This is a genomic window from Novosphingobium resinovorum (genome assembly GCF_001742225.1).
Lineage (GTDB): Bacteria > Pseudomonadota > Alphaproteobacteria > Sphingomonadales > Sphingomonadaceae > Novosphingobium > Novosphingobium resinovorum_A.
Map to the genome: position 1 here is coordinate 1,244,703 of NZ_CP017076.1, position 12,860 is coordinate 1,257,562.

The following is a 12,860-nucleotide window of genomic DNA, read 5'->3' on the forward strand; positions in this document are numbered from 1 at the left end:
GTCTGATGATGACGAAACTTCGCTATGGGCTGACCGCATTGGCCCTGACGCTGGCAGCGTTCTGCGCGTCCGGGACCGCCATGGGGGCTTCGGGCGCCAAGCCTCGCGACGTGGTCATGCTGGTGCAGCAGGGCGGCCCCAGCATTGCCATCGACGAGAAGGTGCGCGCGCATCTGGCGGAAAAAGGCTATGCGGTCCGCTTCGAGAACCAGGACGCCGATCCCGGGACCGCGCGTGGTGCCGCGCTGGTCATCGTGTCATCCACGGTGTCCTCCAAAGACGTGAAGCCGGGCTGGCGCCAGCTTGCGGTGCCGCTGCTCAGCTGGGAGAACGACATCCTCGACGATCTCGCGATGACCGGAAAGCGGCACGACGTCGATTTCGGGGAGGCCGACAAGGAGCGTTATCTGTGGATCGTCAACGCGCCGCAGCCGATGGCGGCGGGCCTGCCGGCCGGGGTCGCCAACGTTTATGTCAAGCAGGCCGGCATGAGCTGGGGTAAGCCCGGCCTTGGCGCGACAACGATCGCCACGATCTACGGCCAGCCCGAGAAGGCGGCGATCTTCGGTTATGAGAAGGGCGCGACGATGGATTACGAAGCGATCGCACCCGCGCGCCGTGTGATGATGTTCTTGGGCAACGACACGTTCGCGAATCTCTCGCCGGTGGGCCTGCGCCTGTTCGACGCCGCGGTCGAATGGGCGGCCGGAGGAATGCGCTGACGGTGCCGGATAGGCTAACCTATTGATGCAAAAAGGCCTGCGGGGACGAACTGTCCTCGCGGGCCTTTTTCTTTCGGCGCGATTAGGCCTGAGCGGGTGCGCCTTCCCCTTGCTTGCGCGCGCGCCACCGGCGGCCGGATACCCGCAGTCGCTCGAACCACAGGAAGATCACCGGCGTGGTGAACAGCGTGAGTACCTGCGACACGATCAGCCCGCCGACGATGGCGATGCCCAGCGGCTGCCGCAGCTCCGCACCGGCGCCGGAGCCGATCGCCAGCGGCACCGCGCCGAGCAGCGCGGCAAGCGTGGTCATCAGGATCGGGCGGAACCGCAGCAGGCAGGCTTCGCGGATCGCGTCGAACGCGGCCAGTCCGCGCTCGCGCTGGGCGTGGAGGGCGAAGTCGATCATCATGATGGCGTTCTTCTTGACGATGCCGATCAGCAGCAGGATGCCGATGATTCCCATGATCGACAGGTCCTTGCCCGCCAGCATCAGCGCCAGCAAGGCGCCCAGACCCGCAGAGGGCAGGGTGGAGATGATCGTCAGCGGATGGATCGCGCTTTCGTAGAGCACGCCCAGCACGATGTAGATCGTCACGATGGCGGCGAGGATGAGGAAAGGCTGCGTGCTGAGCGAAGCCTGGAACGCCTGCGCCGCGCCCTGGAACGAGCCTTTCACGGTGGCGGGCATCCCGGCGGCCTGTTCGGCGTTCTGGATCGCTGTGACCGCCGTGCCCAGCGCCACGCCGGGTGCCAGGTTGAACGAGAGCGTTACGGCGGGGAACGGCCCCTGGTGCGCGATCGTCACCGGCGCCACGCCTTGCTTCACGCGCACCAGAGAGCTGAGCGGCACCAGCGCCTGCGTGGTGCTGGAGCGTACGTGGAGGTGGGTGAGGGCATCGGCGTCCAGCTGGAAGCGCGGATCGACTTCCTCGATAACGTAGTACTGGCTCAGCGGATCGAAGATCGTGGCGACCTGCCGCTGGCCGAAGGCGTCGTAGAGCGTGTTGTCGATATCCTGCGCCTGCACGCCAAGACGCGACGCGGTGGTCCGGTCGATCTCCAGCGTCATGCTCGTCGAGGATGCCTGCTTGTCGGATGACACGTCCTGCAGTTCGGGCAAGGTCTTGAACTTGTCCTGCAGGATCGTCGCCCACTTGTAGAGTTCGTGCAGGTTCCCGTCCTGCAGAGTGTACTGGTACTGGGCGAGGCCGCTGCGCGCGCCGATCTGGATGTCCTGGCGAACCTGCAGCCCTTGCGTGACGCCGGGGATTTCGGCGATCTTCTTGCCGAGGCGGGCGAGGATATCGTCCGCCGTCACCGAACGCTGGTCGAGCGGCTTGAGGTTGAGGATCATGCGCCCGTCGCTCATCGTCGGATTGGGGCCGGCCCAATAATCGACCGTATCGACGTCGGGATCGGCCATGGTGACCTTGGCGACCGCGTTCAGCCGCTTGGAAATGTCTTCATAGGAAATATCCGGTGCACCGCGAATGGTGCCGATCACGAAGCTCGTATCGACCTGCGGGAAGAACCCCTTGGGCAGCGTGACGTAAAGGCCCCCGGTGAGTGCCACGGTGGCAACAAAGCTGAGCACCGTCAGTCGCTGGTGCCGCAGCGCGACGTCGAGCAGCCGCTCGTAGCCGTCGTTGAGCGCGGTCAGCCAGCGTTCGGACCAGCGATGGAAGCGGCCGTGCCTGCGCCCTTTCTCGTCCCGGATCAGCCAGCCGCACAGCATCGGCGTGACCGTCAGCGAGACGATTCCCGATGCGATCAGCGCGACCGTGATGGTGACGGCGAATTCGCGGAACAGTCGGCCGATCAGCCCGCCCATGGCGAGGATCGGGATGAACACCGCAATCAGCGACACCGTCATCGAGATGATCGTGAAGCCGACCTCGCGCGAGCCTAGCAGCGCCGCCTCCATCGGCGACTTGCCCTCCTCGATATGGCGCATGATGTTCTCGATGACGACGATGGCGTCGTCCACCACGAAGCCGACGGCGATCGTCAGTCCCATCAGCGACAGGTTGTCGAGGCTGTAGCCCAGCGCATACATCACCGCGAACGTGGCGATGAGCGACAGCGGGATGGTGAGGCTGGGGATCAGCGTCGCCCAGAAGTTGCGCAGAAATACCAGGATCACCATCACCACCAGCGCGATCGTGATCATCAGCGTCAGTTGCACGTCGTTCACCGATCCGGTGATCGTCTGCGTGCGGTCGGCCACTACGGCAAGATGGACAGAAGGGGGGAGCGAGGCTTCCAGCGCAGGCAGCTTGTCCTTGATGCCCTTCAAGGTGCTCATGACGTTGGAGCCGGGGCTCTGCGCGATGTCGACGATGATCGCGCGCTTGCCCTGGAACCATGCGGCCTGATGGACGTCCTCGGGGGCGTTCTCGACGGTGGCCACGTCCGTTAGGTGGATGGGGGCACCGTTGCGATAGGCGACGACGACGTTACGATAAGCCTTGGCGTCCATGAGCTGGTCGGTGGCACTAAGCACGACCGACTGGTGAAGGCCGTTGAGCGTGCCTTTGGGCGCATTCACCGTTGATGTGCCGATGACCGTGCGGACGTCCTCCAGCGTCAGATCGAGGCCCGTCAGGCGGTCGGGATCGACGCGGACGCGCACGGCCGGTCGCAGCTGGCCGTGGTAGTCTACAAGGCCGACGCCGGGCAGCTGCGAGATGGGCTGGGCGATGTAGTTCTCGGCATAACGGTCCACTTCGGTCAGCGGCAGCGTGTCGGAGGTGAGCGCCAGCGAGTAGATCGACGCGCCCGCCGGGTTGACCTTGTGGTAGGTCGGCGGGTTGGGCATGTTCTTGGGCAGCAGGCCCGCCGCCGCGTTGATCTGGGTCTGGACGTCCACGGCGGCGCCGTCGATGTTGCGGTTGAGGTCGAACTGCAACGTGATCTGCGTCTGCCCGAGCGAGCTGGACGAGGTCATTTGCGTGACGCCGGGAATGTTTGTGAGCGTGCGTTCGAGCGGCGTGGCCACCGAAGTCGCCATCGTATCGGCGCTGGCACCCGGCAGGCTGGCCGAAATCGAGATCGTCGGATACTCGACCTGCGGCATCGAGGAGATCGGCAGGGACAGGTAGGCGACCAGGCCCAGCAGGACTACGCCGATCGCCAGCAGGCACGTGCCGACCCGGCGATTGATGAAGGCGGCGGAAAGGCTCATTGTGCCTGCTCCGTTGCAGATTGCGCTGACGATTGGGCCTTGACGGGTGCTCCTGCGGACAGGCGCGACTGGCCCGAGACCACGATTTTCTCCCCGGGTTTCAGGCCCGAGAGGATTTCGGTGAAGCCATCGACGGCGGGGCCTGCCTTGACGTTGCGGACCTCGGCGGTGCCGTCGCTCTTGACGGCATAGACGTAGCGGCCGGTCTCGCTGGTCTGGACGGCCTGGCTGGGCACCACCGCCACCCCGCGGTCGGTACGGACGAGCACGCGCGCGGAGACGAATTCTCCCGGCCACAGTGCCCGGTCGCCGTTGCCGAACTCGGCGCGGAGCTGGAACTGTCCGTTCGTCTGGTCGACGTTGCTTCCCACGAACAGGAGCCGCCCATCGACGATGTGGCTGGCGCCGTCCCGCGAATAGACCGACACCGGAAGCGCACCGCTGCGCTGGCCGGTGAGCACTTCTCCCAGCGAATCCTGGGGCAGGGTGAAGAGCACGGAGATCGGCGCCATCTGCGTCACCGTGACCACACCGGTCGTATCACTGGCGTGGACCATGCTGCCCTGATTGACCTGTCGCAGGCCGACACGCCCCGCGATCGGCGCGACGATCCCGGCGAATTCGACATTGAGCTGGGCAGCGGCGATCGCGGCATCGTCCGCAGCGACGGTGGCCTGGAGCGCTGCGGCCTGCGCCTTGGCGGCATCGTAGCTTTGCGTGGTGCCCGCTCCGGCCTGTGACAGGGCACCGGTGCGCGACACTTCCTGCCGGGCATTGACGAGCTGCGCCATGTCCCGAGCCCGCGCGGCCTGCGCTTGCGCGAGCACGGCCTGATACGGCCGGGGATCGATCTGCGCGAGCAGGCGGCCTGCTTGTACCTCGTCGCCCTCGTTGAAGGCCAGGCGCATGATCTGGCCGTCCACCCGCGCCTTGACGTCCACCACCTTCAACGGGGCGACGCTGCCGATCCCGGAAATCCAGATCGGCATGTCGCGGGTCGTGACGATGCCGGTGACGACCGGTATCGGCTTGGCGGAGGCATCGGCCTTGGCGGTGCCCGACTGGCCGCCGTCATAGACGGCGAAACCGGCGATGGTCGCAACGGCAAGCATGGACAATCCCGCCAGCTTCCAATGCAGCGGCAGGCGTGGCCGATCCTGATGAGGGGCGTGTTCGGTTTCGTTCACCGGGATTTTTCCTGAGATTGAAGCGGAGCGGAGCGTGACGTGGGCGCCGCCGCGAACTGAAGGTCGGCCCGGCCGAAGCCGCCGCCGAGCGCCCGGCACAGGCTGACGATCGCCTGCAGGTGCGTCAGCCGGGTCTGGGCGAGGGAATCGCGTGCTTGGTACAGCGTCTGCTGCGTAGTCAGCACGCTGAGGTAATCGGCGCTGCCGAGACGATATTGGGTCATCGCAAGGGCGGCGGCGCGCTGCGCGGAAGTGGCGCCGCCTTCCTGAAGGGCTTCCTGCGCACGCGCATTGGCGATCGCGCCAAGCGCATCCTCGACTTCCTGATAAGCGGTGAGAACCGTCTGGCGGTACGTGGCGACAAGCTCGGCCTGCCTCGCGCGGCTGACCTTGAGCTGGCCGCCGAGACGCCCGCCGTCGAACAACGGGGCGAGCAATCCGGCCGCGCCATCGGCGATGGCGACTGGCGGGAAGACGCTTCCGGCGCCCGCTGCGCGCAGGCCGCCGCTGGCGGAAAGCGACAGGCTTGGAAAGAACGCCGCACGCGCCGCGCCGATATCGAAATTGGCGGAGACGAGGCGGGCTTCGGCAGCCTGCACGTCGGGGCGCAGCGCCATCAGTTGCGGCGGCAGGTCTGGGGATATGGCGGGGCGCAGCACATCGTCGAGAGAGGCTCCCTCGACGGTAAAGCCTTCCGGCGGTCGGCCGGTCAGCACCGCAAGGGCGTCCTGCGCTACCTTCAGTTGCTGTACCAGTGCCGGGACGGCGGCGTCGAGCCCGGCGATCGAGGTTTCCTGCTGGCGCAGTTGCAGGTCCGTCGCCGTCCCGGCCGACCGCTGGGCCTGTATGAGAGCGAGCACCTTGCGGGCATCGTCCGCCTGTTGCCGCGCTATGCCAAGCCTTTCGCGAAGCGACAGGACAGTGAAGTATTCGTCTGCGACCGAGGCGGACAGCGTCATCGCGACCGTCCCCGCATCGAAGGCGCTGGCCCGGGCGAGCGCGACCCCGGAACCCGCCGCCGCGCGGTTTTTGCCCCAGAAATCGAGTTCGTAGCTGGCCTGCGCCAGCACGTTTCGCGTCGGGCTTGAAGTCGAGCCGGAAGATGCACCGGCAGTCCCGCTGAGCGAAAGCGACGGCGCAAGCGGCGCGGCGACGATCCGTGCGGAGCCTTCCGCCTGACGGACCCGGGCGACCGCGGCCTGCAGGGTGAAACTGTCGGACAGGCTGCGCTCCATGAGCCGATCGAGTTCCGGGCTCGCGAAGTGCCGCCACCAGTCGCTGCGCACGGTAGCCGGCGGCTCTCCCTGAAGTGCTGGCTGAGCGGCCTGCGTATCCCATGCACCGACGGGGGCGATCGAGGGGCGGTGATAGGCGGGCGTCAGCGAACAGCCGCCGAGCGAGGCGGCCAGCGCAACGGCCAGGGCAAGAGGCGCGTGGCTCCGCCCCGCTGGTTTCAGCGGATCGCGGCGTGGCCCGATGCGGGCGGTATCGAGGTTATGATGCTGCACCGGCACCGGGTAGCGGGCCGACGATGGAGCGTGGTTCGTTCGAACATTAAATCCGTTTTAGGGTCCGCCAATGCCCAAGATCAAAGGATGGGCGCCGCCATGCGATAGCCTGCCCCGTGAACGGTCTGGATCAACTGCTCCGGCGGGTCGCGATCGATCTTGCGGCGCAGGCGATGGATGTGCCGGTCGATCAGCGCGTCTATGGGCTCGAAATCGTAATCCCATGCCGCCTCGATCAGCATGGTGCGGGTGACGATCCGTCCGGCATTGCGCATCAGGAATTCCAGCAGCAGGCTCTCCTTGTGCTGGAGCACCACGTCCACTGCCCCGCGCACCGCGCGCCGGCTGGCCGGATCGAACGAGAGGTCGCCCACTTTCAGCACGGCATTCGACCGCGCGCGATCGGCGCGCCGCGCCAGCGCTTCGATCCGCGCGCTCAGTTCGGCGAAGGCGTAAGGCTTGGCGAGGTAGTCGTCGCAGCCGGCACGAATGCCCTCGGCCTTGTCCAGTGCACCCGAAAGGGCACTGAGCATCAGGACGGGGGTGTCGTTCCCGGCCTTGCGCATGGCCTGCACGATGGCGATGCCGTCCATTCGCGGCAGCATCCGGTCGATGACGGCGACGTCGTAGAAACCCTCCGTCGCCAGCATCAGGCCGGTCTCTCCTTCCTGCGCACGATCGACGACGTGGCCGCTTTCCTGCAGCCCGCGCACGAGGTAGGAGGCTCCGCGATCGTCGTCCTCTATGACCAGCAGCCGCATGAAGGGCGTTCGCTTTCGTGAAACCGATTTAATGTTTGTGCGAAGCTGTGAATCGCACGGCCATGGCATAGGGTGCTCTAGCAGCACCGGGGCTCTGCGTGCCATGCGGTTTCGTATGCACCCCAACGAAGGAAGCACGGACAGTGACATGGCGAGAATCCTGATCGTCGAGGACGACGCGCAGACCGCCGAGGAGGTGGCCGCTGCCCTGACCGACCACGGCCACGACGTGACGCTTGCCGGAACCGGCCGCGAGGGACTGCTGATCGCTGCGGCCGAATCCTTCGATGCGCTGGTTGTGGACCGGATGCTGCCCGGCGGCATGGACGGGCTGACCATCGTATCGACCTTGCGGGCGACCGGGGACGATGTGCCCGTCCTCGTGCTCAGCGCTCTGTCGGACGTCGGCGAGCGCGTAAGGGGGCTCAAGGCGGGCGGTGACGACTACCTGGTGAAGCCCTTCGAATTCCTCGAACTGACCGCTCGCGTCGATGCCCTGCTGCGTCGGCACACCGCGCCGCAGCGCGAAACGGTGCTGCGTGTGGGCGATCTCGAACTCGACCTGCTGACTCAGGCCGTGCGCAGGGGCGGGCGCAGCATCGAACTGCTGCCCCGCGAATTCCGCTTGCTGGAATACCTGATGCGCCACGCCGGACAGATCGTCACCCGCACGATGATGTTCGAGGAAGTCTGGCACTATCACTACGACGAGCCGACCAATGTGATCGACGTGCACGTCAGCAAGCTGCGCCGCAAGATCGAGCGCGCCGACGCGCCGCAACTGATCCAGACCGTGCGCGGCTCGGGGTACATGCTCCATGCGCCTGGTTGACCTTCCGCGCACCGGCAGCTTTCGGCTTGCCCTGCTGTTCCTGACGCTGTTCGGTGTGGCTTCGGCGGTGCTCTTCGGCTTCCTGTACCTGCAGACCGAACGCTTTCTGCTTGCCGGCATCGACAACTGGCTGGAACGGGAGGCGCCCGCCCGGTTCGATGCGGACCTCCCCGAAGTCCGCCGCCTTTTCACGCTTCACGCGGCCGACAATCGTGGCAACATGGAACGGGTATTCGTGCTCTATGCTCCCGAGGGACGGCGGCTGGCGGGCGACCCGCTGCCGCTGCCGGACACGCTGGAGACATCGGGCAAACCCTTTTTCATGACGGCTCGACGCGGTTCCAAGGTGCTGCGCTATCGCGGCGTGGCGCGTCGCTACCCATCGGGCGAGGTCGCGATCATCGCCGAAAACCTCCATGAATCGCGCGAATTCGACGAAGCCTTCATCAGTACGGCGGCCTGGGGAGCCCTGATCACCGCCGTGCTCGGCCTGGGCGGCGCCACGATCGTCGGGCTGGGAGCGGTGCGCCGCTTCGACGCCGTGGCCGACGCGATCCAGGAGATCGTGCGCGGCGACTTGTCGCGCCGATTGCCCGCGCGCGGCACGTCGGGCGACCTCGATCGCCTTGTCCATGTCGTGAACGGCATGCTCGACGACATCGAACGGCTGATGCAGGACGTGAAGGGCGTCTGCGACGGGATCGCGCACGACTTGCGAACGCCGTTGACCCGCATCCTCGCAGGACTGGAGCGTTCTCAGCGAAGGGCGGAAACGCGCGAGGATTACGCCCTTGCGGTCGATGACGCGATCGTCGAATTGCGCGGGGTACTGCGGACTTTCACCGCGATGCTGCGCATTGCCGAACTGGAGGACGGCGCCCGGCGCAGCGGCTTCTCGCAAGTCGATCTGCCGCTCATCCTGGCCGACGTGGTCGATTATTACGACCCTGCCGCCGAGGAGAAGGGCCTTACTCTGACCACGGCTTTCGATACCGAAGGGCGATGCACGCTCAACGGCGATGCGAGCCTGCTGTTCGAGGCGTTCGCGAACCTCATCGACAATGCAATCAAGTTCACGCCCGCCGGCGGCCATGTCGTCGTCGAACTGAAGAACCGCGCCGGCGGCCTGGAAGTCGCCGTGCGCGATACCGGATGCGGCATTCCGGCCGAAGAGCGCGAAGCCGTCTTCCAGCGGTTCTACCGCGCCGAACACAGTCGCAGCAGTCCCGGCAACGGACTGGGCCTTACTCTGGTGAAAGCCATAGCGCATCTCCACAACATGACCGTCCGCATCGACGCCCTGACGCCGGGCGCCCGTGTGGCGTTGATTGCAGCCGGCGCCTGAAGGTGTCGTGCGAACGTCACATTTGCGGTGCACTTCGGCGATGACATTTTCCCAACCATGGTAGCCAGATGCATTTGCTGATCGTCGAGGACGATGACCAGATCGCGACGTTCCTCGCACGCGGGCTAGCCGCGATCGGACACCTCGTCGATACGGCGGGGTCGGGAGAGGCGGCGATCGAAGCCATCGCGGCGCATCATTATGACGCCATGGTGCTCGATCGCATGCTGCCCGGGCTGGACGGTATCGAGGTGCTCCTGCGCAAGCCGCGCGACTTGCCGGTATTGATGCTCAGCGCTCTGAACACCCTGGACGACCGGATCGAAGGGCTGAATGCCGGTGCCGACGACTACCTCGTCAAACCGTTCGAAGTGGCGGAGGTCGCTGCCCGACTCAACGCCATTGCCCGGCGCTTTCCCGCATCGGAGCGTCCCGACGTCCTCGGGGCCGGTGACATCGAGATCGTGCTGACCACCTTGCGCGCGACCCGTGACGGCAAGCCGCTGCACCTGAACAAGAAGGAATTCGCGCTGCTGGCGGAACTGGTCCGCAATGCGGACCGCATGGTCACGCGCAGAATGATGATCGAGCGCGTCTGGGGCTATTCCTTCGATCCGTCCACCAACATCATCGAAAGCAACATGAGCCGGCTGAGGGGCAAGTTGACCATCCACGGTGGTACGGATCCGATCGAGACGGTGCGCGGAACCGGCTACATCCTGCGCAACGCGGTGCCATGCCCGGAACTCGGCTGAACCCGCGCAGCGTATTCGGACTCGCCGGGCTGTTCGGTCTGGTGTTCGTGCTGGGCACGGCGGCGATCGGCGTCGCGACTTATCACTTTACCGAACGCGAACTGGCACACTCGGTGGACCTTCGCATCGAGCGCGAGCGTGCGCGGCTGATCGCTCCGGCAAACGGTATTGCGCCCGGTGCAGCGCAAGTCGCGCGCCGTATTCACGAATTCGCGGATCGCCGGAACATCAGCAGTGTCGGCTACGTCCTGCTCGATCGCAACGGCACGCGCCTAGCCGGGCACCTCGAGGTCAGGGGGGACGGGCAGGATCTGCACGACGTCGAGTTTCGCCAGTATGGCGGCGATTGGGGAGCGGCCCGCGCGGTATCCACGGTACTACGGGATGGAGGGCACCTTACCATCGTCGGCGAAAGCGAATCCGGCGAGGAAATGGGCAAGATCGTCTGGCGGATCGGCGGCACGGCGCTTGTGCTGGCGACGATTCTCGGCATTGGCAGTGCCGTATTGCTGAGCCATCTGATCAGACAGCGGCTGGCAGCCAGCCTCGTGACGGCGCAGGCGATCATCGCCGGAGACTATTCACGGCGCATTTCGGTGGATCGTCTTGGAGGGCTGTTCGCAGAGCATGCGCGTACCTTCAATCACATGCTCGACCGTATCGACGCCCTGATGACCAATCTGAGGCAGGTGTCCAGCGATCTCGCCCATGACTTGCGTACGCCGCTGACCCGTTTGCAGGGCACCCTTAGCGAAGCTGGCAGCGAGGATCTGATCGACGAGGCACAGCGTCTCGCACTGCTGCGTTCGGCCGCACGCGAGACGGCGGGAGTTCTGGCGCTGTTTACCGCCATCCTGCGCATCAGCGAGGTCGAAGCCGGCGGCAGGCGCGCGCAGGTCCGGCGGACCCGGCTGGATGTTCTGGTGGAGGACGTCGTCGATTCGTACGCCCCGGCCTTTGCCGACGCGAAGCGCGTGCTGCGGACCGGCTGCCTTCACCCCGTCACGCTGGAAGCCGACGCCGACCTGATCAACCAGATGCTGGTCAACCTTCTGGAAAATGTCCTGCTGCATACGCCCGCGGGCAGCGAGACCTCCGTTCTGGTGGAGATCGCGGAAACCGGGGCCGTGCTCATCGTGCGTGACGACGGGCCGGGAATTCCCGATACCGACCGCAAGAGCGTCTTCGGCCGGTTCGTACGGCTCGAACGCAGTCGCCATACCCCCGGCCACGGGCTTGGTCTGTCGCTCGTGGCGGCGATCGCGAAGTTCCATGACGCGTCGGTCGAACTCGAGGACGGGCGGCCGGGGCTTGTCGTCCGTGTTCGTTTTCCCCTGTCCGATGCATGGGGGAAGGCTAACGGCGCCGAACAGGCCGCCGAACATTCTAATCTTGCAATGTAACGGCTTCCCGGCGTCTTCGAGCGCTTTGCGTAACAGGACTGTCACAGGCAATTCCTAGCGGGTCCTTGTCTCGCCGGAACAGGATCGCCGGCCAATATCACAGGGATCACATCTTCATGGCAAAACATTGGGTCGTCGCGACGTGCGTCGCGGCAGGAGCGCTTGCGCCCGCTTATCTCGCAGCCCGTCCCGCCTCCGGCACCGGTTACGAACTGGCCGGGCATATCGCCGGTCCTGACGGCGGCTGGGACTATGCGACGGTCGATCCGACCACCGGGACGCTCTATGTTGCGCACGGCGATGCGATCACCACCGTCGATCTGGCTTCGCGCGCGGTCAACCCGGTGCTGGCGCCGGCCCATCACGCCCATCAGGTCCTGCGCATTCCTGGCAAGACGGAACTGTTCGAAACCGACGGTGATACCGGCACCACCCGCTTCGTCGATATCGCCACGGGCAAGGTGAATGCCGAAGTCGCCACCGGCAAGAAGCCGGACGGCGGCTTCTACGACAAGGCCACCGACCAGGTGGTGGTCATGAACGCGGCCGACGGCACCGTATCGCTCATCGATCCGGCCTCGCACAAGGTGACCGGCATCATCGAGGTCGGCGGCGGCCTGGAGTTCGGCGTGCCCGACGGCAAGGGCGGCGCCTACGTCAATGTCGAGGATCGCAACGTCGTGGTCGCGATCGACCTCAAGGCGCGCAAGGTCGTGAAGACCATCGCGCTGACCGGATGCGAGGGGCCGACCGGTCTTGCTCTCGTCGGCGGCGGCACGCGCCTCATCAGCGCCTGCGCCAACGACGTCGCGGTCGTAACCGACCCCAAGGCCGGGAAAGTCGTCGCCACGCTGGCGATCGGCGCGGACCCCGATGCCGTGATCGTCGACGAAGCCCGCCACCGCGCCTTCATCCCGAACGGCGGCAGCGGCACCCTTTCGGTGCTCGACATCGCGAAGCCTGCCGCCATCCGCGTGATCGGCACGGTGAAGACGCAGATCGGCGCCAAGACCGGCGCAGTCGATCCGCGCGACGGCCGCGTCTACCTGCCCACCGCCACGCTCGCCCGCCCCGAACCGGGCGCCAAGCGCGGCAAGCCCGTACCCGGCACCTTCAAGGTGCTGGTCGTCGCGCCCACCGCGTCCTGACCGACAGATCCG

The 12,860-nt window shown here is 66.0% G+C and carries 10 protein-coding genes; 6 read left to right on the forward strand and 4 right to left on the reverse strand.

From position 1 onward, the window contains the following. Nucleotides 1–5 precede the first annotated feature (5 nt). Nucleotides 6–722, forward strand: a complete 717-nt coding sequence (locus tag BES08_RS22880; RefSeq protein WP_051587059.1) for a hypothetical protein — start codon at nt 6–8, stop codon at nt 720–722. 82 nt (nt 723–804) lie between these two features. Here the strand turns inward: BES08_RS22880 and BES08_RS22885 are convergent, their stop codons facing one another. The 4 genes from BES08_RS22885 to BES08_RS22900 form a co-directional block, all read right to left on the reverse strand. After that, the gene (locus BES08_RS22885; protein WP_069709469.1) at nt 805–3,909 is read right to left on the reverse strand and encodes an efflux RND transporter permease subunit; all 3,105 of its coding nucleotides are present in this window, start codon (nt 3,907–3,909) and stop codon (nt 805–807) included. Further along, complete coding sequence (locus BES08_RS22890; protein WP_083274793.1) at nt 3,906–5,096, reverse strand: efflux RND transporter periplasmic adaptor subunit; 1,191 nt, start codon at nt 5,094–5,096, stop codon at nt 3,906–3,908. Before BES08_RS22890 ends, BES08_RS22885 begins: the two co-directional genes overlap by 4 nt. After that, the gene (locus BES08_RS22895; protein ID WP_231958338.1) at nt 5,093–6,604 is read right to left on the reverse strand and encodes an efflux transporter outer membrane subunit; all 1,512 of its coding nucleotides are present in this window, start codon (nt 6,602–6,604) and stop codon (nt 5,093–5,095) included. The genes BES08_RS22890 and BES08_RS22895 overlap by 4 nt, the downstream gene beginning before the upstream one ends. Nucleotides 6,605–6,684: 80 nt before the next feature. Next, nucleotides 6,685–7,365 (reverse strand): response regulator transcription factor, encoded by a 681-nt coding sequence (locus BES08_RS22900; protein WP_036528359.1) that lies wholly within the window; start codon nt 7,363–7,365, stop codon nt 6,685–6,687. A 148-nt stretch (nt 7,366–7,513) separates the two neighbouring features. Between BES08_RS22900 and BES08_RS22905 the strand changes: the two genes are divergently transcribed. The 5 genes from BES08_RS22905 (at nt 7,514) to BES08_RS22925 (ending at nt 12,848) form a co-directional block, all read left to right on the forward strand. Further along, nucleotides 7,514–8,197, forward strand: a complete 684-nt coding sequence (locus tag BES08_RS22905; RefSeq protein ID WP_008828632.1) for a response regulator transcription factor — start codon at nt 7,514–7,516, stop codon at nt 8,195–8,197. Further along, nucleotides 8,184–9,542 carry a sensor histidine kinase gene (locus BES08_RS22910; protein ID WP_051587056.1) on the forward strand — a complete coding sequence of 453 codons (1,359 nt, stop codon included), beginning with the start codon at nt 8,184–8,186 and terminating at the stop codon, nt 9,540–9,542. Before BES08_RS22905 ends, BES08_RS22910 begins: the two co-directional genes overlap by 14 nt. Nucleotides 9,543–9,610: 68 nt before the next feature. Continuing rightward, a complete protein-coding gene (locus BES08_RS22915; RefSeq protein ID WP_036528358.1) occupies nt 9,611–10,297 on the forward strand; it encodes a response regulator transcription factor in 687 nt (228 codons plus the stop codon). Continuing rightward, on the forward strand, nt 10,279–11,700 hold the full coding sequence (locus BES08_RS22920; protein WP_051587055.1) for a HAMP domain-containing sensor histidine kinase: 1,422 nt from the start codon (nt 10,279–10,281) through the stop codon (nt 11,698–11,700). The genes BES08_RS22915 and BES08_RS22920 overlap by 19 nt, the downstream gene beginning before the upstream one ends. A gap of 116 nt (nt 11,701–11,816) precedes the next feature. Further along, the gene (locus BES08_RS22925) at nt 11,817–12,848 is read left to right on the forward strand and encodes a YncE family protein (protein WP_036528357.1); all 1,032 of its coding nucleotides are present in this window, start codon (nt 11,817–11,819) and stop codon (nt 12,846–12,848) included. The last annotated feature ends 12 nt before the right edge of the window (nt 12,849–12,860 follow it).